Source organism: Pedobacter sp. BMA (assembly GCF_001027745.1).
In the GTDB taxonomy this organism is placed as follows: domain Bacteria; phylum Bacteroidota; class Bacteroidia; order Sphingobacteriales; family Sphingobacteriaceae; genus Pedobacter.
This window is the reverse complement of record NZ_LECU01000002.1, coordinates 77,872-103,076: the sequence shown is the minus strand read 5'-3', so window position 1 is coordinate 103,076 and position 25,205 is coordinate 77,872. Positions and strand designations below refer to the sequence as shown.

The window sequence follows — 25,205 nt, the reverse complement described above, 5'->3', positions numbered from 1 at the left end:
TAAATTTTAAAATAAATTTGGAATTACTAAATTAGTTAGTAATTTTATGCTCATAAAGTTAGTAATTTTATTTTAAATTGCAAGAACACATACTAAATAGTTTAGTTTTAATTTTAGATCCATTATTATGAAAAAGTTTGTTTACATCGTTACCGACAGAAACCGCACTTGTATGCATGTAGGCATGAGTTCGGATTTGATGAAAACCCTGGATTTTTACAAGCAGATGCCTAACTTATTTTTTGATAATGGAAAGCAATTGACACGTTTGGTTTATTTCGAGGAATTCAAAACTGAAGAACTTGCTTTAGTTCGTTTCAAAACCATCAGCAGATTCACCAGAATGCAAAAAGAGCGTTTAGTAAGGTCATGTAATCCAGACTGGATTGATCTCACTATTGGATTGGATTTTGAGAATATTCTGCTGCAAAGAAATATCACTAATCAGGTTAAGCTTGCTTTCACCAGCATGTCTTAATTATGACGCACATATGTTGAGATTTTTTGTAAAAAAATAGTAAGTATATATAAAAGGCGACCTTGATGATCGCCTTTATAATTATGAATTTATCTTCTGATTATGTGATTTACCATCCTGGCGCAAATGTTAATCCGAATACTCCGCCCTTTACGTCTTTACGCTGAAATGGTATTGCATAATAGGGTTCGAGTACGAAATAGCCAAATATATTTACCCTTAACGAAACACCAACGCTCATGGCTGGTACACGTTCAGTAGTATTTTGATAAGTCACCTTTTTCCCATCACTATCAACAGCCGGCTGCCCATTTGCGTCCAACACTGGTTCTGTGGTGTATGTTGGTTCACTTTTGAATTTTACTTTGGTATCGTTGGTCCACGCTAATCCGGCATCGAAAAACAAGTTCAGATCAGAGAAAAGTAACTTAGAGGGGATGGCCGCAAGCTTTTTCGGGCCGGTAAACGGTAACCGTAACTCGAAGTTGAACACAGCAATTTTACTACCTGTTAACTGATTAATATCGAAAGACTCTGATGACTGTGCTGAGGTTGTTTTATATATTGAGTTCGATTCGTAACCGCGGATTAGATAAGGATATCCAACATACATGGGGTACAAACGATCTGCATCTTTGCCAATTCGCAATGTATTATAAGACCTTGCGGCGATAGTAACTGGCTTTAACCGCCAGTATTTTCTTAAGTCTACCGTAGCTCCTGCAAAGTTATAAGTCCCGAAGTATTTCTCTCCGCTAACACGGTACCTGAAGCCATCAAGAGGACCTGTTAGTCCGAAGATGGAGTTATCCCCCACAAATCCAGCATTCACCTGAAACAGAGTAAAAGAATTAAATGGGATTCCATAATCCGCAGAGGCTTCATCATTGGAGATTCTACTTCTGTCTGATCCAAGATAGTATCCAGCGTTATCATAATAATTACTGTATCGATCAATCCGGTAACTATAGTGAGAAAAAGCTCCACCCAACTCGAAACGGTGTATTTTGCTGAAAGGGTATGCCGCGAATAGCTGAAGCTGATCCTCGAACGTACGAATGATATCCGTTCTCTGATTTAATGCCTCGACAGTAGTATTATTTTCGGCTGGCAATTTTTCATAAGCGTAGGAATTAAATCCCGATACGTATGGTATATGTGAGATGGCAGCACCCCAGTTAATTCGGCTTTTCTGGTTGATATACCCTACAAGCCCTCCAGCGTCGTAAATTTCGCCATTAACAGACAAGTTTGCAATGATCTGATTAGTGCCGAGGATGTCACTGAACATCCCAACAATACCTCCTGAAACGCCGGTACCAAAACGGCTTGTTGAAACACCTACACCACTGTTTGCCAAATAATCAAGTCTGAATTTTGGTGTGTATGGCACAGTTCTCATGGAATCGGCGATAATTTTTTCGAAGCGATCGAAATTGTTAAGGTTAGAATTAATGATGTTGACTCCTATATTTTCCATTGGCGGCAAAATGGCCGCATCGAAGTTCTCTTCCTGATTACCAACTCTTTTCGCTTTAAAACTACTTAGTTGGGCATTATACAATGTATAGCGTTGGTAACGATAATAACTGTATACGATGTCATCAGTACGAGAAATAGAAATAGCCGGAGAAAATTCAGTAATCCCACTAATTCCGGTAAAATAATCAGTTAACTGGTCTACCGTGTTATCTGGGAAGTTATACTTATAGAGATTTCTGAAACCGTCTCTGTTTGAAAGGAAATAAATATTCTCGCTGTCGGATGAAAACTGAGCGTTAAGATTATTTGCACCCGGAAAAACGTTGAGATTAGTGACTGATTTAGAAGCTATATCGTAGACTGCAAGATTTATGGGCGATACAGCATTAACGGATTGAGCCTGGATTGCTGCACGATCGGAAGAGAAAACAATTTTCTTTCCATCAGGAGAAAAGCTTGGTGCATAATCCGAGAAAACATCGTTTGTGATTTGCGTTACCTGTTTTGTATCCAGATTATAGGAGAATATGTCGCTTTGTCCTTCAACCATTCCCGAAAATGCAATATCCTTCCCATTGGAAGACCATGTTAAATTTCCGAATTGTGCTACCTGGTTCATTGCTGTTTGAGAAATGGTCGAACCATTGGCCACATCAATGATCATCATTTGGTTTTTCCCGTGACTAAAAATACTAAATGCGAACTGTTTGCTATCGGGCGACCAGGCCCCTGCGGATTCAATAAAATTAAAATCATCGATATGTCCGTTCGATATCTGGCTACTTAATTTCCTTATGATTCTACCGGTTTTTGCATCTGCCAAGAACAAGTCGATACCAAACAAATCCTTTTCCGACATAAAAGCCACATATTTACCGTCGGGACTAAGGGCAGGGGCAACGTTCATATTTCCTGCATTCTTATTATCAATAATTTTAGTTCCGGTTATCTTGATTTGGGAGCTATCTGCTTTCAACAATGGTTTATAATGACCGTCGATCGCATTTTTCCACAATCCTGACAAGGTTTTGTCATCGTATCCGAAGGTATATCTGATGGCGTTTTCATAACCGTACTTGGCTGTGTTTTTAAATAGCGGAACAATTGTGGTATCGCCGTATTGGGATCCGATATAAGTCCAGAATGCCTGGCCATAACGGTATGGAAAATATTTATTAGAGTTGGTTAAATCTTTCAATGATGGAATATCACGGTTGAGCATGGCATCACGCATCCACATTGAAGTAAAAGCATCCTTTTTTCCTATAGATAGATATTCGGCCATTCCTTCGACCATCCACAGTGGTGTTTGTCCGACATTTTCGAGGCTGATTGAATCTTTTTCAAGGAGTACATGGTATTGAAAGGCGTGTACCAGTTCATGACCCAGCACGTGACGTGTTTGGCTATTCAGTTCCATTACGGGCATGATAACTCTGTTTTTCAATGCTTCCGTAACTCCTCCTGTACCAATTCCTATCTCGCCATTCAGAACTGTAGTTTGCTGAAAATCCGGGTGGTTATTATAAAGGATCAGGGGATTTTTTTTCAGGAATGTATCCCTGAAAACCTCCTGATGCATTTTGTACCAGGTTTCGGCATCCTGGGAAAACCTTTTTAAAAGATTTTCATTTTTGATGTAATAATAAATTTCGAAGTGTGGAGTCTGCAAAACCTTAAAGTCGAGCTTTTTGTACCTCACCTTATTTTGTCCGAAATATTGTGCATTTGCTGTCCCAGAAAGGATAAGTAACAGTAACAGCGTGAGGCAATTTCTAATAAAAGTAGCGCTTATTTTCATATGCTAGTTTTTCTATTGTTATTCAGGAGTTTAAAGAACTGATCATGAACTTTTCAGAAATTAAAAATAATAAATATTTAGCCTTCCGGTAAAAATTTAACAACTTACAGGAAGGTCACTTTCCTAAAAAACCTTCGGATTATTAATTCTCACCGCTCTTCTTCTTATCTCTTTCTTCCTGCCTTTGTTTCCTGCGTAGTTCACGTTCTTCTTTCTTTGTTAGGGGAACAGTTGCAGCAGGTTGATTTTGTGCGGGTTCGGTTTTTTTCTCTTCTTTTTTAACCTCAGTTTGATCAGCTGCAGGTTGAGTTTCTGCTGGGGCAGTTTCTGGTACAACAAATTCGGTCGAATCTACAACAACGGTATCCGTTGTAGTTGTATCCCTGACAAATTGTGGGCTTGGACAATTGTAGGAACGTGTAATTTCCACAGTAGCCTTAGGAAAAGCACCATACGTATATCCGCTTGATGGATCCAGGTATACTTTTTCCATAAACTTAGCAAAAATAGGAAGTGCAGTTCTGGAACCTTCACCTTGTTCACCATTTTTAAAATGTGCGGTACGCTCATCACATCCTACCCATACTCCGGTTACCAGGTCTTTAGTTAAGCCCATATACCAGGCATCAACATAATCAGATGATGTACCTGTTTTGCCACCAATCTGATTATTTTTTTTGAACAAGTCAGGCCATTCCCATAACGCTTGCGAAGTTCCCCTTGGTTCTTCCATACCTCCACGGAACATGTAAGTCATTAACCAGGCAATTTCTTCGGTAAGTACCCTTGTGGTCTTAGGTTTAAATTCGTCGATAACATTATTATCCTGATCGGTAATTTTTTCAACTAATATGGGGTCAGTTTTCACTCCTTTATTCATGAAGGTGGCATACGCTTTAACCATTTCATAAACGGTAACGTCATTTGAACCTAAACTCACCGATGGTACTGATTCCAGGTGACTATCAATACCACACTCATGAGCATATTTTACCACATTATCCCATCCAACTTTCTCAGTTACCTGGGCTGTAATGGTATTCACTGATCTTGCCATAGCCCAGCGCAAGCTCATCTCCTGATAGGTAACACTGTAATCAGCGTTTTTTGGTTCCCAATATTTTGTTTCGCCTTTATCCTGATACGCAATTTTCACTGGTTTATCAGTAAATTTGTCACAAGGACTCATGCCTTGCTCAAGCGCAGTTAAATAAGCGAACGGCTTAAAGGTAGAACCCGCCTGACGTTTAGCCTGATTCACGTGATCGTATTTAAAAAATTTATGATCAATACCACCAACCCAAACTTTAATTTTGCCACTGGCAGGTTCCATCGTCATCATACCCGTATTCATGATTTTGCCGTAATAGCGAATAGAATCGAGTGTAGAGAACAAGGTGTCGCGGTCGCCCTTGTAAGTAAAAATCTGCATTCGTTTTTTCTTATTGAAATAAGCTAATACAGAATCGGGATTATTTGGGAATTTCTTTTGAAGCATTGTATAAACCGACAGGTTTTTCATTGCCCGTTCTGGGTAGTTTACTTTCTGTTTCTCAGAGTCGTACCATGGGTCTTCGTTACCCCAAACACTGTAGAATCGGCGTTGAAGAATCCGCATCTGATCTGCTACAGCCTCTTCAGCGTATTTCTGCAGTTTAGAATCAATAGTTGTGTAAATCTTTAAACCATCTTCATATAAATCATAACCGTTATCCGTACACCATTTTTCTAAATATTTTGCAACTGCACTCCGTAGATAAGAATCGCCATCGCTGCCATCCTGCATTTTACCTTCTTTAAGCTTAATGGGTTCTTTCGTTAACATCCCAAGACTATCTTTACTTAAAAGGTTATATTTACCCATTTGAGCAAGGACAACGTTTCTTCTTTCTAAGGCTTTCTCCGGATTTTTAGTCGGATTATAAAGCGTTGTGCCTTTCAACATTCCAACAAGTAAAGCAGCATCTGTAGTTGATAGTTCTTTTGCTTCTTTATCAAAATAAATTCTGCTGGCTGTTTTGATACCATATGCATTATTGCCAAATGAAACCGTATTGAGGTACATGGTAATGATGTCATTCTTTGAGTAGTTAGATTCCAGCTTCACAGCTGTCATCCACTCTTTTAACTTCACTATAAGCGTTCTAACAACCGGAATCTTAACCAGGAATCCCTGCGACTTATTATATCTAGTACGGTAAAGATTTTTAGCAAGCTGCTGTGTAATTGTACTTGCACCGCCATCTTTTCCAAGCCCAATAACAGCACGTGCAACCGCTTGCACATCGATACCCCAGTGTTTGTAAAAACGGACATCCTCTGTAGCTACTAATGCATTAACCACGCTGTGAGAAATCTCATTGTAATTTACAGGAGTTCTGTTTTCTTTAAAGTACCTTCCTATCAGCTTTCCGTCCGCGGTGTAAAGCTCAGATCCCACACGGAGTGTAGGTGCTTTGATATCTTTGACACTCGGAGAGTAACCAAATAACCACAAAAAGTTAAGTTGGAGCGCCGAGAAGAAAATGATTATAAAAAATAAGGTGATTAAAGAATATCGTAAGTACTTGTTTTTTATCTCTTTAAACATAATGCGTAAGATGATATTTGGGTAAATGCTGAAAAGGTTAAATATAAAAAACTATACATGCAAATCAGCGTATTTAATATACTATTTTTTGTTCTATATTTATTGACAACAGGACCTAAGACAACCATTATAACTGTTCCCTTTGTATGAAAAACGAATTTAAAGACTTAATCGTAAATGGCGGAAAGAAATTCCTGCTGAAGAATAATAAAACTGATTTTACGGGCGGATACACCAAAGAAAAGGCTAAAGATGCTTTGGTGAAGTCGAAAATTGAAATTAATCACTTGCAGGAAAAGCTATACGCTTCAGGAACACGTTCGCTGTTAATTATTTTTCAGGCTATGGATGCAGCCGGTAAAGACAGCGCTATTGAACATGTTATGAGTGGCTTAAATCCGCAGGGATGCCAGGTTTTTAGTTTTAAAACACCCACATCAGAAGAATACAAGCACGATTTTTTGTGGCGACATTACAGAGCTTTACCTGAAAGCGGCAGGATTGGCATTCATAACCGGTCTCATTATGAAAATGTGCTGGTATGCAAAGTTCATCCTGAATATATTCTAAGCGAAAACATTCCTAATATCGATGATGTAAAAAAAGTGAATAAGGCATTCTGGAAAAAGCGCTACGAAAGCATCAGAAACTTTGAAGAACATTTGACTGCCAATGGGACAGTTATTCTAAAGTTTTTTCTAAATGTAAGTAAAGAGGAACAGAAGAAAAGGTTTCTGGAAAGAATCGAAGACCCTTCAAAAAACTGGAAGTTTTCATCGGGAGACATAAAGGAGCGTGCATTATGGAATGATTATATGAATGCATATGAAGATGCTATTAATGAAACCAGTACCAAAGATGCCCCCTGGCACATTATTCCGGCAGATAAAAAGTGGTTTGCCCGACTAGCTATCAGCGAAATCATAGAAGATAGAATGAAACAGTTAAAAATACAATACCCCATACTGGATGAAGCAGAACAGGCCAAGCTGAGCGAAACAAAGCTGGCGTTATTGGGAGAATAAAAAAATGCAGGTCTATAAGCCGGGTTCTGTTTCTTAATTTCTTAAGATTTCTATCATTTATCCACTGTAAACGTTGCCGTTTACCTCTAACGACCTACCCACTAACATCGGACGGGCAGCCCTACATGCGTTAGCCTATTTGGTCTTTCAACTCCCGGGGTTTACAAACCACCGCAGTCACCTGCGATGCTCGTGCGCTCTTACCACACGTTTTCACCCTTATCCCTACTAAACCCAGGACGGTATATTTTCTGTTGCACTAATCCGTGATTCAGGTTTTCATTCCTCAATCCCTTTCCGTTAGAAAGCGGGATGCCCTGCGTTGCCCGGACTTTCCTCTCTTCCGGTTTTACCCGAAACAGCGATAGAACAACCTGCATTTTCGTGCAAATATGACTTTTTTAAATCAAAAAGCTATTAGAAATGCAAAGTTTTTGAATCTATCTACAACTTTGCAACTGGACAGATACTTCTTTGTAAGGTACAAAGCCTTGGTTGTTACCAAAAGAGTTCGTGATGAACACCATTACCTGAGCAACATCAATATCGGCTAATTCCGGAAAAGCTGGCATTTTTTCTTTATATGTTTTACCGCTAATTAAAAGACTTTCATTTGCCCCGTTTCTAATCATACAAGCTAAACGGCTTTTGTTAGTTTTCAGAAAAATGGAATCCGTTAACGGAGGTGCGAGTTCACCCAATCCTTCTCCATTTTTACCGTGACAATTCTGACACCTGGCGATATAGATATCTTTGCCATTAGACATATAGTTTTGCAGATCAATTGTTTCCTGATTCTGGCAGGAAATAACAATCGCGAGAATAGAAAGTAGAGAAAGAGAATTGATGATATACTTACGCATGTAATTTGTGGTTTGTATTGCAACGGAAACATCAGAGACAGCGGAAAAATATACACTTTAATCCAAGTACAATCTGTGTCTCCGTTACAAAATATATTATTTTTTATATTCCGCCAATAGTAGTGGAATATCTTTCTTTAACTGTTCAACCTGATCTTCTTTGGTGCCATCGTAAGCACCGCGGATGCGCCTGTCTTTGTCGATTAAAACCAGATAACCCTGATGTATGTAACCGTCCTTTGCTGTACTGTCTTCTCCAACAGCAACGAGATAGTTTTTTTCTGCAAGTGTATAAACACTGTCTTTACTTCCATAAAGGAACTGCCATTTAGGTCCATCTACGCCTAATTTCCGGGCATATTTTTTAAGGGCTGATGGCTTATCATATTTAAAATCGATGGTATGTGAGATAAACATCACATCGGGATTACTTTTGAAGTCATTATAAACCGTCATTAAATTGCGGTGCATAGTAGGGCAGATGGTTGTGCAAGACGTAAAGAAAAAATCAGCAACATAAACTTTACCATCTGTTACTGTATTGGTAGTCACAACACTATCCTGATTTAGAAACGACCAATTGGGAATGGTTTGATAAACCGTATCAATCTTTTCAGCCCCCGAAGCATCTCTAACAGTTTCAGCATGGCGTTCTCCGTAAAAGGGTAATTTCTTATCTTGCTGACAAGATGAAAATATGACAGCAGCTGATAAGCAAACTGATATTGAAAAAACAATTTTATTCATGATATTTTATTAAAGTGTAAATATACAACCTCTGTGATGGAGGACGGAATTTAAAGCGTATAAATTTAGTTTTTATGATGTTCCATTTTCGCTGATGGCGACACATGATGAGCCTTAAGCACTGAATCTGATTCTCTGATAATCCTGATATATTCATCTTCTACAGCTCTTATTTTCAGCATCTCAGATTTGTAGTACGCCAGGGCTTCTTGTTCACTTTTACCCTTGAAGTCATCCTTAAAAAAATGCATCCAGTCCATCATATTTTCATCAGCTGCATTTAAACGTGTAATCAGCAATGTAATTCGCTTAGCATCTGATAAGGAATTAAGTTGATCTGATTTCAATACCGAATCCAGCTTAATCCGGTTTTTCACAACTTTCTCTCCGTCCATCATCAATTTATCGTGAATGTTAAGTACTTCTTTTTTAATTGCATTTGAATCAGGGTCAGTATTACATCCGCTATGAATTAGCGCACTAATGGCGATTGCCAGTATTAATATTCTCTTCATTATTATAGATTTTAAAAATTATAAGTCATTCCAACATAAACCTTTCCTGCACTCATTGGATGGTCTGTTTCTGCTTCCCAAATATTTTTCTGTATTCCTGCATTGAGGGCAACATTTTTATAATAGATATCTGCACCAACACCACCCATTAAATTATTCATCACATGCTCACCTGTTTTTACGCCATTATATTTCTCTCCCCCTGAATATTCGTAAAAAAACTGGGCCGATGGCATTGCCTGTATATCTTCCCCAATTCTTTGCGTATAAAATACATTCAGAAAACTGGTAGTACTGTTGGCTATACCTTCATTACGGCTATTTGTTCCGATTACTTTATATGAAGTATTAAGGCTTGCGCCAAACTTGCCTATGCCAACCATATAATTCAGGTAAACAAATCCATCAGTGCTACCTGTACCGCCCTGCATAAGTGATGAATAACGGATACCCTCGTTATTTTTCAGATCGTTTTTTCCTGTTGGAAGTTTAATTCCTGCACCTGCAACTAGTTGTTGCTTAAAGTTACTCTCCAGCTTTTGTAACAGATGGTACCCTGCATAGATGTTTACGTCACCCACTCCGGAAATAGACGAGGTATAGCCATTATACCGCTCGCTATTTGAAACATAAGGTAAAATGGCGTTTATTTCAAGTCTGTTATTGATAAAATACTTGCCTCTAACTTCAACTGAGCGATATAATTCGTAATCGGAAGGATTACCAGCATGATTAGTGATGGGGTTATTCTGGCTACGTGCAGGAATAAAGAAATTTCCACCATTCGGGAACAACGAATGAGATTGTCCATCGTAACCATTAAATGAGCGATACCGATATAACAAACTAATACTGTTCCTATTATAGTATGGCGTAATACCCATAAAACAACCGCAAATATCGCAGGCGAAAATATTGGTGCTAAAAAAAAGGAATGCGATAGCTAATAGCTTACGATTCGCTATAAAAAGTGTTTTTGATAAATTCATTGTCTGTTAATGTTTTTAGAAATGCTTTGATTTGTTCTTTTTCAGCGGCACTTAAAGCGATACCACCTTTAAGCTTTTCATCTAAATTCTTAGCTTGTTTAACGCCGGAGTTATAATGCTCTAATACTTCGTCCAGACTGTAAAAGCGTCCATCGTGCATGTAAGGGAAAGTGTATTCAATATTCCGCAAAGTCGGAACACGAAATGTCCCTAAATCAGCACTTAAGCCTGTAATATTTGCCCGACCTTCATCATTACTCACCAGGTCAAGTCCGTTACTCCGGTAAGAGAAGTCGGTAAACAAAGGCTCAGTGTGGCAGGAGGAGCACTTTTCTTTAAAAAGATTATAACCAGCCAACTCAGTAGCTGTAAATGCAGCTCCTTCATTACGTATTACCTTATCATACTTTGAATTCCCCGATACTAACACAGCTGTAAATTGGGTAATTGACTTCAGCAGTAATTGCGAATTGATTTCTGCAGTGCCAAAAGCCTTTCTGAATAACTCAGGATATGGAGCAGTATTTTTCAAAAAAGCAATTATCGTTGCAATATCGGTACCCATCTCACAAGTATCGGTGATGGCGTTGAGAGGTGAAGTTTCGATATTCTTAACACCTCCATCCCAAAAAAAAGCTTTCTGCCAGACCAGATTAAAGAGTGGAGGCGCATTTCGTTTGCCCTGGCAGTTGTTTACGCCGTGACTAACCTTGTGGTCGAGATTGGCAAATGCGGCAAATTGCTGATGGCAGCTACCACAGGAAACACTTTTATCAGCAGAGAGCCTGGCATCGTAAAACAACTTTTTACCTAAAGTAAAACCAGCATTAGTTAGTATATTGTCTTCGAAATTGTATGCGGGGGCTGGAAAATTAGATGGAATGGTAAACTTAACCAGTGTTTCTCCGGCAATTGCATCATCATCATTTTTGCTGCAGGCATACATTAATGCAATGCTTAGAATAAGCATTGCAAAAACGATTGATTTCTTTGGCATACTAGTTATGAATATGATCCAGGCGAAACAATCCTTTAGCGTAATTGTCTGCTACAACAACTGAGTTTGCACCACCCATTGTGAAGTTTAAGGTTGCAAAACTGATATCCGTTACCCCTGTAAACAAAGAAGCCGCGTTTACGATGAAGTGCATGTTAGGTTTTGCGTCGGTCCTTACCCTTAATGGGTTAGCCGCATTTATTTCGGCTGAGAACGTTCTAATGGTATTATTTGGGTCTAGAACGCCTCCGATATGGAACGTTAAGGCTTTCCCGGTTGCGGTAGAAAGGGGCGACGTACCTTCCAGTTTAACGAATATGTAACCGCTGTTCCATGTCCAGAACATCCCGTTGATGGGATCTAAAGCACCTGTTTGGGCACCAGCAAAGTTGCGTGCATAATCTACGCCAATAGTATATTCTATCCTGGTATAATCACCAGTTGGTACATCAGTAAGGGTAATAGTTTTTGATGTGCTTTTTGATTCGTCAATCAGGAAATAGCTTTCTGGTATTAAATAGCTTGTGCCATCTGCTTTAGTTAATTTGATATTACTGACATAATATTTAAAAGTGGAGATACTAAAATCTTCACCTTTGGCATTTTTGTATCTCGTGGTGTTTAAGGACAGCGCAGCGCCATTAACCTGATGTTCAAACTCAATGGTAAAACTCGATTTAGTGTCGGCTGTGACGGCATCATCATTTTTTTTGCATGATGAGAGCATAATAATAGGGCATAGCAATGCCAGGAGGTATTGTGATAATTTCATTATTTCGAAAATTGGATAAGTAAAAAGTAAGCCTGTACAACGTCAAAACTTATGGTTTGAAAGAATTAACGGCACAGATCGTTTTTGCTCAGCTTCGAGTAACTACAATATGCTTTAATTGCATCATATTTAACGAGCTAAACTGTTCGACAGCAAAACCGTCGCTTGAAAAATTACTTAAACCGTTTTCGGAGGATGAAAGACAGATGCAGAAAGGTCTTTTACTGGTTTTTCCAGGTAACCCGTTTCTGTTTTAATGATAAAATATGGGAGTTGATGGTTGACTGCTAAAGATTGAAATTTCGGTTCAGCCTCTGCAACACGTCTAAGACTTTCCTGGGCTTGTTTATTTTTCGACTCTAAATCTTTTAGCTTTTTAGCGAGGAAACACTGCCCGTCGCAATGCAATTCAGGATGTTCTTTATTGATACAAAATACACTGGTAATGTATGCTTTATTCATTTTGTAACCTGAGTATACTACCAATTGCATTGCTCCGTTTGAAACTGAGCAAATGATTAATAAATATATCAGGAGCTTTTTGAACATTGTATTTGCTGCAAAAGTATTAAAGAAATTGATTGCTGCAAAGAAAAAACCCAGAATGCCCCATATTCTTAGATTTTAAATCATAGAAAATAATTTTCATTCCCTGATTCAATTGACTAGGTATTGTAAATTATCCATCATAAAAAAACCGGATGCAGGCGTTCTGCATCCGGTTAGCATGTTCTTGATATGCAAATCTTCGGCTTAACTATGCCTGCAAATCTGCCATTACTGTTTTTATTTTTTCACCGAGTTCATCATTAACTTTCGCGAAATCTCCTCTATCGGATAAAGGGGCATTAACGCTACAGTAAAATTTGATTTTGGGTTCGGTACCACTCGGACGTGCCGACACGATGCTACCATCTTCTGTAATAAACTGCAAAACATCAGAGGTTGGATAATCCAGTTTAGTTACTTTGCCAGTAGCTAAATCCGTTTCCTGACCTAATTCATAATCCTTTAGTACCGAAACTTTTGAGCCACCTAAAGTTGCTGGCGGATTCTCGCGGAATTTCACCATCATGGCTTTAATTTCTTCTGCGCCAGATTTACCCTTTTTGGTAAGTGATACCAGATCTTCTTTGTAAATGCCATATTCTACATACATATCTAATAAAGCATTGTACAAACTTGCGCCTTTATCTTTATAATAAGCAGTCATTTCCGAAATAAAAGCAGCAGAAACAACAGCATCTTTATCGCGCACTAAATCCCCGATGAGATAACCATAACTTTCTTCGCCACCTCCGATGAAATACTTTTTACCTTCAAGCTCAGTCATTAACTGTCCGATATATTTAAATCCTGTTAAGGTATTGTAATAGGTAACGTTCTTTTTCTTCGCAATTTCTTCGATCAGGTTTGAGGTTACTATTGTTTTAACAATAAACTGATTACCATCTAGTTTGCCACTTTCCTGCCATGCAGATAACAGATAGTTAATTAATAAACTTCCTGTCTGGTTGCCATTTAGCAGAACCCACTCACCAGCATTATCTTTTACGGCGATACCCACACGGTCAGCGTCCGGGTCGGTAGCTAGCACCAAATCAGCATCAATTTCTTTCGCTTTATTCATTGCCAGGGTTAAAGCATCTTTTTCCTCGGGGTTAGGATAAACCACTGTTGGAAAATTACCATCAGGTTTACTTTGTTCTTCAACAACAGTAACGTTGGTGAAACCAAACTGCTCCAGTGCTTTAGGAACCAATGTGATACCAGTACCATGGATAGGAGAGTATACAATTTTAAGATCATGCTGTCTTTTTATTGCTTCAGGAGAAATTGAAAGGGCAGTAATACCATCCAGATAAAGTTTATCCACCTCCTGGCCAATCAGTTCCACATTTGCATCAACGCGGTCGAATTTAACGTCATCGATGCTTTTAATTTTATTTACTTCGTCAATTACTAATTTATCGTCTGGAGAAGTAAACTGACCACCATCGGCACCATAGGCTTTATAACCGTTATATTCTTTTGGGTTGTGTGAGGCAGTTAACATCACCCCACTTTTACAACCGAAATGGCGAACAGCAAAAGATAATTCAGGTGTAGGTCTTAATTCTTCGAAAAAATAAACATGGATTCCATTTGCAGAGAATACATCGGCTGTAATTTTAGCAAAGTAATCAGAATTATTACGGCTATCATGTGCAATGGCAACACTGATTTTTTCATTAGGGTATTTATTGTTCAGGTAATTTGCCAATCCCTGGGTTGCTGTTCCGATGGTATATTTGTTAATCCGGTTAGAGCCTGCACCCATAATACCGCGTAAACCGCCGGTTCCAAACTCCAGGCTTCTGTAAAAAGCGTCTGTAAGTTCGGTAGTTGCATCTTTATCTACTAATTCCTGGATTTCTGACTTCGTTTTCTCATCGTAATTTCCACTTAGCCATTGATTAATGGTGGCCTGTGTTGATTGGTCAATTGATTGCATTGAGCTTTATGTTTTAAATTTAATATCTGGTGTTGAACAATATTTATGCTTTGAAGTTTGGCAGCATGAAAATAATTTCAGTCTGTCCAAATTTTATTTTGTTGAGGATGTTGCTTTTAAGTTGCTTTTGTTTATTTTCACGCCCCGATACAATAATAAAGAAAATCCAGTATTAAAGTGATGCTATTGTAACTTTTTCAAAATAGTTATAAAAATTTTCTCAACGGCGTATCATTGCGGGTAATAACCAAAAAATAATCAGATGATGTGACCTGATTTTTCAGTAACTGAGAAATCGTAATAGCTCATCACCATTAAAAAACAATAAGCAAGAAATGAAAATTTTAAAATTTGGGGGTACTTCTGTAGGTAGTCCTGAGCGCATGACGAAATTATTGGATATTATTAATCCAAATGAAGAGCAGATTGTGGTATTGTCAGCCGTGTCTGGCACCACAAATAGTTTAGTAGAAATTGCAAATTATTTTTTAGCTGGAGATAAGAAGAAGGGTAGTGTTGCGGTTGAAAATCTATATACAAAATATAAAGATTTTGTTGTCGAATTATTACCATCGGCAGAATTTCAGGAACAAGGTAACGAAGTTATTGATTATCATTTCGGATTTTTAGCCGGATTGGCAAACGACATTTTCACACCTATTGAAGAAAAGGTTGTTTTGGCACAAGGTGAGTTACTATCAACGACATTATATCACATTTATTTGAAATCCATAGGCGTGCAATCGGTCTTGTTACCCGCGCTTGATTTTATGAAAACTGATGAGGATAATGAACCCGATATTCCATTCACCACAAAACACTTAACTCCGCTGTTGGAGCAATATCAAGACAATAAGCTTTTCATTACGCAAGGTTTCATTTGCCGCAATAGCTTTGGTGAAGTGGATAACTTACGTCGTGGAGGTAGTGATTATACCGCATCTTTACTAGGTGCTGCAATTTTAGCGGAAGAAGTTCAAATATGGACTGACATAGACGGTATGCACAATAATGACCCAAGAATAGTAAAAGGTACCAAACCTATCGCGCAACTTTCGTTTGATGAGGCTGCTGAATTGGCTTATTTCGGTGCAAAAATTTTACACCCGCAGTCAGTTTTCCCTGCACAAAAATATAAAATCCCTGTCCGTTTATTAAATACGATGGAGCCAACCGCTGCTGGTACTTTAATTACACACGACAGTGAAAGAGGTAAAATTAAGTCTATAGCAGCAAAAGATGGCATTACAGCTATCCGGATTCAATCGAGCAGGATGTTGTTAGCCTACGGATTCCTGCGTCGTGTATTCGAGGTATTTGAGCGTTATAAAACACCTATTGACATGATTACCACCTCAGAGGTGGCTGTTTCTTTAACAATTGATGAAACGGGAAATCTGTCGAAAATTATTGAGGAATTAGAAAGTTTTGGAACTGTTGAGGTTGATACTAATCATAGCATCGTATGCGTTGTAGGTGATTTCGGATCAGAGAAACATGGCTTTGCAAGCAGGGTTTTAGAGGGATTAAAGCACATTCCAATCCGAATGATCTCGTATGGCGGAAGTAATTATAATGTGTCCCTTCTGATTTTAAGCGAATACAAAACTGAAGCTTTGCGAAGCCTACACAACCGTTTATTCGAATAGTAAATAAAATGCACCAATTATTACCATTAAGCCAATCAGGAAATGACAAGCCAGGAAGCCAGATGGTAATAACTGGTTTTTATATTTCTTGTAGGAATTTAATAATCCAAGGGAAATAATCAGTATAATAAATAGGGCTGCTACTATTTTCATTTTTTAATAAATAAAAGGAATAATACAATCAGGATCAAAACGATCAGAAACCGGATTTTTCCATTGAATTGTTTTTGTGTAATTCTTCCATTCTTTAAGTCGAGGTAGTTACCAACGTAGACCAGCCCAAAAAATAGAATTAAAAATATAATAAGGAATTTGAACATGTTTGCCGATAAAGATATATCAAAGTTTGACAATATAGAAACGCCATTTTACTATTACGATACAGATTTGCTTCAGCAAACTTTAAGCACTTGTGCTGAAGCTGCTGCTCCTTATCATTTCCATATCCACTATGCTTTAAAAGCAAACTTTAATGCCGTTTTGCTTGAACAGATCAAAACCATCGGTTTTGGTGCAGATTGCGTAAGTGCCGGAGAAGTGAGGAGGGCTGTAGAGGTTGGTTTCGACAATAAAAAAATAGTTTTCGCTGGCGTTGGAAAATCTGACAAAGAGATAAATGAAGCGTTGGATCTGGATATATTCTGCTTCAACGTAGAATCCATTCAGGAACTGGAGGTTTTAAACGAACTTGCAGCAGCTAAAGGTAAAATAGCTCAGGTAGCTATCCGTATCAATCCGAATGTTGATGCACATACACACCACAACATTACTACTGGTTTAGATGAAAATAAATTCGGCATTAACTCCTGGGACTTACCCGAGTGTGCTGATACCCTGAAAGAATCATCAAACCTTAAGTTTATTGGAATCCATTTCCATATAGGTTCTCAGATCACTAACCTTGATGTATACAAAAACCTTTGTGTTAGGGTAAATGAATTTTGTACCTGGTTTGAGGATAAAGGTTTTATCGTTCAGGTTTTAAACGTAGGCGGAGGTTTAGGTATCGACTACTACAATCCTGACCATCAGATTCCTGACTTTAAATCTTACTTTAAAATATTTAAAGAATTTTTGGAAATTAAACCTAACCAGGAAGTTCATTTTGAATTGGGTAGAGCATTAGTTGGCCAATCAGCATCATTAATTACCAGAGCGTTATATATCAAGAATGGTAAAAAGAAGAACTTTGTGATTTTAGATGCGGGCATGACGGAATTAATGCGACCGGCATTATATCAGGCCTACCATAAGATTCAGAATCTGTCACAAATCTCAGGTCCAGAATCTCAGGCTTTGATTAAATATGATATTGTGGGTCCAATTTGTGAAAGTACAGACTGCTTCGGCAAAGAAGTTGAGCAGCCGGAATCATTCAGGGGAGATATTTTCGCTATTCGCAGTGCCGGCGCTTACGGCGAGGTTATGGCATCAAAATACAATCTAAGAGACGCAATTAGATCAGTTTACAGTAATGAGATTTAATTACTGCTACAAATGTGAAAGCCTGACTATTAAAGAATAGTCAGGCTTTTTTATGGGCTCAGTTTTCGCTAAATAAATCTATTACCAAAGCGTGATTTCACTTCAGCGACAAATTGTTTAACTTTTTGCTCTTCATTTCTTGGACAAACCATCAGCATATTGTTATTTTCTACAACAATATAATCGTGTAATCCATTTAAAATAACCAGTTTATCTTTCGGTACATTTACCATACAATTAGATGAATCAAACATGATCACTTGCTCTGAAGGTATTACTGCATTGCCGACATAATCTTTATCTGCCATCTCATATATAGATGCCCAGGTTCCTAAATCAGACCAGCCAAAGTCAGCGGGAAGTACATAAACATTATCGGCTTTTTCCATTATACCGAAGTCGATAGAAATGTTGGTACACTGCAGATAGGCGTTATTGATAAACTCTTTCTCACTGCCAGTATTTAATTCAGATTTTCCGACATTGAATATCTCGTACATATCCGGAAGATGTTTTTCAAAAGCTTTAAGTATTGACCTTGATGACCAAATAAAAATTCCTGCGTTCCATAGAAAATCGCCACTCTGGATAAACGACTTTGCCAAATCAAGATTTGGCTTCTCGGTAAAGGTTTTAACTTTATGTAAATCGGTATCTGTATTCAACACATACTCGGTATGCTGAATATAGCCATATCCCGTGTCAGGTCTGTTCGGCTTTATACCTAGCGTAATCAGGCAATCGTTTTTCGATGCGGCATTCAGTGACTGCTGTATTGAATCGATAAACCCATCAATGTTGGCAATAGTATGGTCGGATGGTGCAACAACAATTGTTGCATTCGGATTTAACTCATGTATTTTAAGACTACCGTAGGCAATACAGGGAGCAGTATTACGCATAAGCGGTTCGGCCAGTATTTGATTGTTACTTAGTTCTGGCAGTTGCTCTTTTATTAAACCTGAATAAATCTCATTGGTAACAATAAAAATATTTTCTGGCGGGCAGATTTTCAAAAACCTTTCATAGGTACTTTGAATTAATGTTTTTCCTACCCCGAAGAAATCAATAAACTGTTTTGGATATTCGGTTCTGCTCACTGGCCAAAAACGGCTTCCAACGCCGCCGGCCATGATAAGTGCGTAATAATCTTTATTCATTTTAGGTTTTAAAATTACACTATACCTTCGTTTAGCAGGTCGTGTAAATGGATGATGCCAAAGTAAGTATTTTGTTTGAGAACTAGCAATTGGGTAATATTATTTTGTTTAATGATATCGAGTGCATCAACCGCAAGTGCATCATACTGCACACTTTTAGGTGATTTCCCCATAATATCACTTGCAGTTAAATTGGCTATTGAACCATTATTTTCCAGCATACGCCTAATATCCCCATCGGTAACTACTCCAATTACCTGCCGGCTTTCATCTACAACAGCAACAGCACCCAAACGGTTTTTACTAATTTCGATCAATACATCTTTTACTGGTGCTGATGCAGAGATTGATGGTTTTTCATTCAGAGCAGCCAAATCTTTGGCTCTCAGATAAAGTTTTTTACCTAAAGAGCCCCCGGGATGGTATTTTGCAAAATCGGCTTCATTAAATTCACGGCATTCAAGCAAACAAATGGCGAGTGCATCACCCATTGCCAACTGAGCAGTTGTGCTTGTTGTAGGGGCAAGATTATGTGGGCAAGCCTCTTTCTCGAATGAAGTATTTAATACAATATCAGATTGTTCAGCAAGAAAGGATTTAACCTCACCAACCATTCCGATCAGTTTATTTTCCGCTGCTTTAAGTAGCGGAATCAAAACTTTGATTTCTGGTGTGTTACCGCTTTTAGAGAGACAGATAATTACATCGTTACGCTGTATCATACCTAAATCACCATGTATGGCATCGGCGGCATGCATAAAAATTGCTGGCGTACCGGTAGAATTAAAAGTGGCGACAATTTTTTGTGCGATAATGGCACTTTTTCCAATGCCGGTTACAATGACTCTTCCATCGCACGATAAAATGGTGCGTACTGCTTTTTCAAAATCATCATTTAGATTTTTGGCGACATTCAAAATTGCTGCTGCCTCTAGCTCCAAAGTGCCTATAGCTGACTGTATTATTGATTTTTTACTTTTCAAAGAGAAAAAAAATGTTTTGTGATACTTGAATTTCTTGTAAAATTATGTTATTTTGGATAGAAAAATAGCATCGCATATTTTATTACACAAAATGGACGTGAAAAAGTCGTTATTTGATAACCTGCAAAATTTCTTTGGGTTTGATAATTTCAAAGGTGATCAAGAGTCGATCATTACAAATATTTTAGAGGGCAACAACACGTTTGTGATTATGCCAACGGGCGGAGGGAAGTCTATTTGCTATCAACTACCTGCTTTAATGAGTGACGGAACTGCAATAGTGATTTCACCATTAATTGCGCTGATGAAGAATCAGGTAGATCAGTTAAGGGCCTTCGGTGGTAGTGACAGCATTGCTCATTTTCTTAATTCGTCTTTAAACAAATCCGAAATTACTCAAGTTAAGTCTGATCTTTTAAGCGGTCAAACCAAATTACTTTATGTAGCGCCTGAGTCTCTTGCGAAACAGGAAAATATAGAATTTCTCAATCTGATTAAAATCTCATTTGTTGCAGTCGATGAGGCGCACTGTATTTCAGAGTGGGGACACGATTTCAGGCCGGAATACCGGAAAATAAAACAGGTGATTGGAGGATTAGGAAACAATATTCCGATAATCGCTTTAACAGCTACCGCAACACCAAAGGTGCAGCAAGACATCATGAAAAATCTTGGAATGAGTGAGGCTACCTTATTTAAGTCGTCATTTAACAGACCGAATTTATTCTATGAGATCCGCCCCAAGCGAGACATCACAAAAGAAATTATAAAATATATTAAATCTAATCCTGGTAAATCTGGCATTATTTATTGCCTAAGTCGCAAAAAAGTTGAGGAAGTTGCCGAGGCATTAAATCTCAACGGAATTAGTGCCTTGCCTTATCATGCAGGTTTGGAGCCTAAAGTAAGAGCAGAAACCCAGGACAGGTTTTTAATGGAAGATGCTGAGGTTATTGTCGCTACAATTGCTTTTGGAATGGGAATTGATAAACCTGATGTTCGTTTTGTGATCCACCATGATGTTCCGAAGAGTATGGAAGGCTATTACCAGGAGACTGGCAGGGCTGGCCGTGATGGTGGGGAAGGTGTATGTATTGCTTTTTATTCTCAAAAAGATGTAGATAAACTTGCCAAATTCATGAAAGATAAGCCGGTTTCAGAACGCGAAATCGGGACTCAGATCCTTAAAGAAGTAATCGATTATGCTGAGTCAGGTGTGTGCCGCCGTAAGCAAATCCTTCATTATTTCGGTGAAAACTTTAATGAAACAGGCTGTAACTGCATGTGCGATAATTGCAAGAAACCGAAAAAGCAATTTGAAGCCGAAGAACAGCTATCTGTACTGCTGAAGTTTATTGAGACTACAGGAGAGAAATTTGATGATGCACATCTGCTGAATGTATTTTTAGGTTTGGAAACTGCGCAGACTATCGCCTACGAGCATAGCAAAGTTCCGGAATTTGGAATTGGCAAAGGTGAGGGTGAATTATTATGGAAATCGGTTATCCGTCAAGCCGTTTTAAACAACTATCTGTATAAAGACATTGATAATTACGGACTCTTAAAGTTAACCAAACAGGGGAGAGATTTTATAGTTAATCCTTATAGTTTGAAGTTTATTCTAAATGAACCTATAGGCGACGGAGTAGAGGAAGATGAAGATGATGCCAAACAGGGTACCGGTGCATTGGATACTCATTTGCTCCAGTTACTTAAAGATCTGAGAAAGAAAATTGCAAAGCAGAAAAGTGTTCCGCCATTTGTTGTTTTTCAGGATCCATCGCTAGAAGAAATGTGTACGCATTATCCCATCACTATGGAAGAGTTACGCCAGATTTCTGGAGTGGGCTCTGGTAAAGCAATGAAGTTTGGCGGACCGTTTATTGAGCTGATAAAAAAATATGTTGAAGATAATGACGTTGAGCGACCTATAGACCTGATCATTAAAACTCAGGCAAATAAATCGCAAATGAAAGTATCTATCATTCAAAATATTGACCGGCAGATTGGTTTAGAAGATATTGCTGATTCAAAAGGCATTACTTACGAAGAGATCCTAAAGGAGGTTGAGTCAATTGTAAATTCAGGAACAAAGCTTAATCTCAATTATTTTATCGATGAAGTAATTGACGATGACAGACAAGACGAGGTATTCGATTATTTCCGGGCTGCCGAAAGCGACTCTATCGATGATGCCTTAAATGAACTTGGCGAAACTGATTACACCCGTGAAGAAATTCAATTGATGAGAATTAAATTCATGTCGGAATTAGGAAACTAACATTAGATTTAAGAGGATAGATATTAGATTTTAGACTGCCGAAGTTTAATATCTGATATCTCATTTTTCAAATCTCAAATTGCAACTATGCTTAACTATTTAGATAAAATAAAAAATACAGAATCAGGAAATTTCTTTTTGATGGCTGGCCCATGTGCCATTGAGGGTGAAGATATAGCCATGCGCATTGCAGAGAAAATCATAACAATTACTGATAAGCTTCAAATTCCATATATTTTTAAAGGCTCGTACCGCAAGGCAAACCGAAGTAAAGGGAGTTCTTTTACAGGTATTGGAGATGAGAAAGCGTTACGTATTTTAGAGCGTATTGGGCGGGAGTTTGGCGTACCAACCGTAACAGACATTCATGAAAGTGACGAGGCCGCTATGGCGGCCGCTTACGTAGATGTATTGCAGATTCCGGCTTTCCTTTGTCGCCAAACTGATTTATTAATCGCAGCAGCGCAAACAGGAAAAGTTGTCAATGTAAAAAAAGGTCAGTTTCTTTCAGCCGGATCGATGAAATTTGCAGTGGAGAAAATTAAAGAGGCGGGAAACAATAAAGTTATTTTAACTGACCGGGGGAATACCTTCGGCTACCAGGACCTGATCGTTGATTATCGTGGTTTACCGGAGATGCAAGGTTTTGGTGTTCCTGTGGTAATGGATTGTACACATTCCTTGCAACAGCCTAATCAAAGTAGCGGTGTTACAGGCGGTAAACCAGAACTGATATCTACCATTGCTAAAGCTGCAATTGCAGTTGGTGCAGATGGCTTATTCATCGAAACACACCCGGATCCCGCAAACGCAAAATCTGATGGCGCTAATATGTTACATTTGGATTTGCTGGAAGAAACATTGAGCAAACTAATTCGCATCAGACAAGCGATAATATAAAGTTTCTATCTCAAAAGTATCTCCCGGAGTCAACCTTGTAACATCACTGCATTTGACCAGAGAAATACTTTTGAGATCTATACCGTGTTCCTATATTTTTGTAATCACAAATGATGTTCTGCGGTTATTCTTTCTTCCTATCTCAGTCTTATTATCTGCAACCGGCTTGTTGGCGCCAAATCCTTTAAAAGTAAGTCTCCTCAGGTCAATGCCATTTTTCAGCAAATAATCGTAAACAGCATTTGCCCTGTTTAGCGAAAGCTTTTCGTTGAGTTTTGCGTCGCCGATATTATCTGTATGACCCTGGATTTCGATATTTACAGTTGTATTCTGATTCAAGAAGTCGATTAATAAATTAAGTTCTCTTATTGAAGCGGGGAGCAGGTTGTATTTATTGGTGTCAAAGAAAATATTCCTCAATGTAACATTTCCGCCTGGCTTAATTTTTTCAATGTAAACCTCAATCTGGTAAGGTTTATTAATGTCGCCAGCCTTAAGCTCAAAGTTCTCAGAATAAAATAGGTATCCTTCAGCATTCACGTTAAAAAGATAATCACTTCCAATTGGCATTACAGCTAAAAACTCACCGGTTTCAGGATCAGTATAATCATCAAAAACAGTTTTATTCGTTTTTAGATCTACTACCTGAACATTGCTTTCTATCGTCTTTTTGCTGTCCTTATCGCGAACAATACCTTTGACATAAGAGACCTTCGAAGGTTTTGCTGCCTCAGGAATGCCAAAACTATAAATATCCTGAGCTCCAAAACCATCTTTCAGGTTAGAGGAAAACATTCCTAAATTGCCGTCGGCACTTACAATCAAACCGCTCTCATCATCAAATGAATTTAACGGAAATCCCAGATTAACTGGGGTTGTAAACTTACCGCTATCATCCATTCTACTGAAATAGATGTCTTTATTCCCAAATCCAGGCCAGCCATCAGAAGAGAAGTACAGCGTTTTACCATCGGCATGGAGAAAAGGGGTATTTTCGTCATAAGAGGTGTTGATGTCGGTGCCGAGGTTTATGGCGGGGCCCCACTTTGCATCATCCGTAATGGTGCTTTTCCAGATATCGTATCCACCAGAACCACCTGGACGATTACTGATAAAATACAGTGTTCTGCCATCAGGACTGATTGCAGGTTGCGATTCCCAGTATTCAGAATTAACTGGCTTACCAACATTATACGGTTCCCCCCAGTCGTTACCTTCACGATGGGAAACATATATGTCACACCTGCCTAAACCATCGGGGCGATTGCATCCTGTAAAAAAAAGATATTTTCCATCAGGCGATATGGTTTGAGCACCTTCATTATACCTTGCAGTATTTATTTTGGGCGACAAACGCGTAGCCATTGTCCAGGAATTGTTTTTAAATTGGGAAGTCCAGAAATCTTCATTACCATTTACCTGTCTCGTGAAAACCAGAGTTTCTCCATCAGCCGTTAGCGCTGGAAAATATTCGGCGTCAGTTGTATTTACACCACTTCCCAGGTTAGTTGGGGTGTATTTGAATGGCTTCTTTATTGCCAAAACTGAAAAGTCACAATCCATCAGGTATTTCGTAGCTTTCTTCGCACGGTCTGAAGATGCATCCAAATTCAGGAACTCAGTAAAATGCTGCCTGGCCTTTGCATATTCCTGAGTGGCAAACTCCATCTCCGCGGTTCCAAAAAGTATTTCAGGAGATACATTTTTACTTAAAGCAAGCACTTTTTGAAACGCTTGCTTAGCATCGCTGTATTTTCGTTGCGCTTTGTAAACTCCTGCAAGCAACGCATAGGCATCCTGAAAATGGGGATCTGCTTCAATAGCATTTTTCAGTACCTGCTCTGCAGATGCGTAATCCTGTTTCTGGATAAAAGGATTTGCCCTTTCGAAAAAGTTTAATGCTTTTTTATTAGAAGAATTCTGGGCATTTGTAAAAATACTCAGAAATGTAAGCGATAGAAGACACCAGTATTTCATTACATTAACATTTGGAT

Annotated in this window: 19 protein-coding genes and 1 other RNA gene; 6 read left to right on the top strand and 14 right to left on the bottom strand. The window is 38.5% G+C overall.

Features of this window, described 5'->3' with window-relative positions; translation table 11 throughout:
* Nucleotides 1-127 precede the first annotated feature (127 nt).
* Nucleotides 128-478: a GIY-YIG nuclease family protein gene (locus AB669_RS02885; protein ID WP_047797806.1), complete on the top strand. Its 351-nt coding sequence runs from the start codon at nt 128-130 to the stop codon at nt 476-478.
* Between the two features lie 109 nt (nt 479-587).
* Here AB669_RS02885 and AB669_RS02880 read toward each other — a convergent pair whose 3' ends face one another.
* Nucleotides 588-3,761 carry a basic secretory protein-like protein gene (locus AB669_RS02880; RefSeq protein ID WP_047797805.1) on the bottom strand — a complete coding sequence of 1,058 codons (3,174 nt, stop codon included), beginning with the start codon at nt 3,759-3,761 and terminating at the stop codon, nt 588-590.
* A gap of 142 nt (nt 3,762-3,903) precedes the next feature.
* Nucleotides 3,904-6,351 carry a transglycosylase domain-containing protein gene (locus tag AB669_RS02875; protein ID WP_047797804.1) on the bottom strand — a complete coding sequence of 816 codons (2,448 nt, stop codon included), beginning with the start codon at nt 6,349-6,351 and terminating at the stop codon, nt 3,904-3,906.
* A 146-nt stretch (nt 6,352-6,497) separates the two neighbouring features.
* Here AB669_RS02875 and AB669_RS02870 point away from each other — a divergent pair, with 146 nt between their 5' ends.
* Nucleotides 6,498-7,376 carry a polyphosphate kinase 2 family protein gene (locus AB669_RS02870; RefSeq protein WP_047797803.1) on the top strand — a complete coding sequence of 293 codons (879 nt, stop codon included), beginning with the start codon at nt 6,498-6,500 and terminating at the stop codon, nt 7,374-7,376.
* Here the strand turns inward: AB669_RS02870 and rnpB are convergent.
* From rnpB to AB669_RS02825, 9 genes are all read right to left on the bottom strand, one after another.
* An RNA gene (gene rnpB / locus AB669_RS21415) (RNase P RNA component class A) lies at nt 7,376-7,757 on the bottom strand. The two genes, AB669_RS02870 and rnpB, sit on opposite strands and share 1 nt — an antisense overlap.
* Before the next feature lie 59 nt (nt 7,758-7,816).
* Nucleotides 7,817-8,239, bottom strand: coding sequence for a cytochrome c (locus AB669_RS02860; RefSeq protein WP_047797801.1), 423 nt, complete (start codon nt 8,237-8,239; stop codon nt 7,817-7,819).
* A gap of 96 nt (nt 8,240-8,335) precedes the next feature.
* Nucleotides 8,336-8,986 (bottom strand): SCO family protein, encoded by a 651-nt coding sequence (locus tag AB669_RS02855; protein ID WP_047797800.1) that lies wholly within the window; start codon nt 8,984-8,986, stop codon nt 8,336-8,338.
* Nucleotides 8,987-9,051: 65 nt separating this feature from the next.
* A complete protein-coding gene (locus AB669_RS02850) occupies nt 9,052-9,501 on the bottom strand; it encodes a hypothetical protein (protein ID WP_047797799.1) in 450 nt (149 codons plus the stop codon).
* Between the two features lie 11 nt (nt 9,502-9,512).
* Nucleotides 9,513-10,490, bottom strand: coding sequence for a transporter (locus AB669_RS02845; RefSeq protein ID WP_156166638.1), 978 nt, complete (start codon nt 10,488-10,490; stop codon nt 9,513-9,515).
* The gene (locus AB669_RS02840) at nt 10,453-11,487 is read right to left on the bottom strand and encodes a cytochrome-c peroxidase (RefSeq protein ID WP_047797797.1); all 1,035 of its coding nucleotides are present in this window, start codon (nt 11,485-11,487) and stop codon (nt 10,453-10,455) included. Before AB669_RS02840 ends, AB669_RS02845 begins: the two co-directional genes overlap by 38 nt.
* 1 nt (nt 11,488) lies before the next feature.
* On the bottom strand, nt 11,489-12,259 hold the full coding sequence (locus AB669_RS02835; RefSeq protein ID WP_047797796.1) for an MbnP family protein: 771 nt from the start codon (nt 12,257-12,259) through the stop codon (nt 11,489-11,491).
* Nucleotides 12,260-12,436: 177 nt separating this feature from the next.
* Nucleotides 12,437-12,721, bottom strand: a complete 285-nt coding sequence (locus AB669_RS21370) for a hypothetical protein (RefSeq protein WP_156166637.1) — start codon at nt 12,719-12,721, stop codon at nt 12,437-12,439.
* Nucleotides 12,722-13,016: 295 nt separating this feature from the next.
* Nucleotides 13,017-14,753: a phospho-sugar mutase gene (locus AB669_RS02825; RefSeq protein ID WP_047797795.1), complete on the bottom strand. Its 1,737-nt coding sequence runs from the start codon at nt 14,751-14,753 to the stop codon at nt 13,017-13,019.
* Nucleotides 14,754-15,088: 335 nt separating this feature from the next.
* On the opposite strand from AB669_RS02825, the gene AB669_RS02820 reads away from it, so the two are divergent.
* Complete coding sequence (locus AB669_RS02820; protein ID WP_047797794.1) at nt 15,089-16,402, top strand: aspartate kinase; 1,314 nt, start codon at nt 15,089-15,091, stop codon at nt 16,400-16,402.
* A gap of 318 nt (nt 16,403-16,720) precedes the next feature.
* Nucleotides 16,721-17,887 (top strand): diaminopimelate decarboxylase, encoded by a 1,167-nt coding sequence (gene lysA, locus AB669_RS02815; RefSeq protein ID WP_047797793.1) that lies wholly within the window; start codon nt 16,721-16,723, stop codon nt 17,885-17,887.
* 68 nt (nt 17,888-17,955) lie between these two features.
* On the opposite strand, the gene AB669_RS02810 is transcribed toward lysA, so the two are convergent.
* On the bottom strand, nt 17,956-19,047 hold the full coding sequence (locus AB669_RS02810) for a mannose-1-phosphate guanylyltransferase (protein WP_047797792.1): 1,092 nt from the start codon (nt 19,045-19,047) through the stop codon (nt 17,956-17,958).
* A 14-nt stretch (nt 19,048-19,061) separates the two neighbouring features.
* Complete coding sequence (locus AB669_RS02805; protein ID WP_047797791.1) at nt 19,062-20,030, bottom strand: SIS domain-containing protein; 969 nt, start codon at nt 20,028-20,030, stop codon at nt 19,062-19,064.
* A gap of 91 nt (nt 20,031-20,121) precedes the next feature.
* Between AB669_RS02805 and recQ the strand changes: the two genes are divergently transcribed.
* Together recQ and kdsA are read left to right on the top strand one after the other, a co-directional pair.
* Nucleotides 20,122-22,311, top strand: coding sequence for a DNA helicase RecQ (recQ, locus tag AB669_RS02800; RefSeq protein ID WP_047797790.1), 2,190 nt, complete (start codon nt 20,122-20,124; stop codon nt 22,309-22,311).
* A gap of 87 nt (nt 22,312-22,398) precedes the next feature.
* Nucleotides 22,399-23,211: a 3-deoxy-8-phosphooctulonate synthase gene (gene kdsA / locus AB669_RS02795; protein WP_047797789.1), complete on the top strand. Its 813-nt coding sequence runs from the start codon at nt 22,399-22,401 to the stop codon at nt 23,209-23,211.
* 90 nt (nt 23,212-23,301) lie between these two features.
* Here kdsA and AB669_RS02790 read toward each other — a convergent pair whose 3' ends face one another.
* Nucleotides 23,302-25,188, bottom strand: a complete 1,887-nt coding sequence (locus tag AB669_RS02790; protein WP_047797788.1) for an OmpA family protein — start codon at nt 25,186-25,188, stop codon at nt 23,302-23,304.
* Between the last annotated feature and the right edge of the window lie 17 nt (nt 25,189-25,205).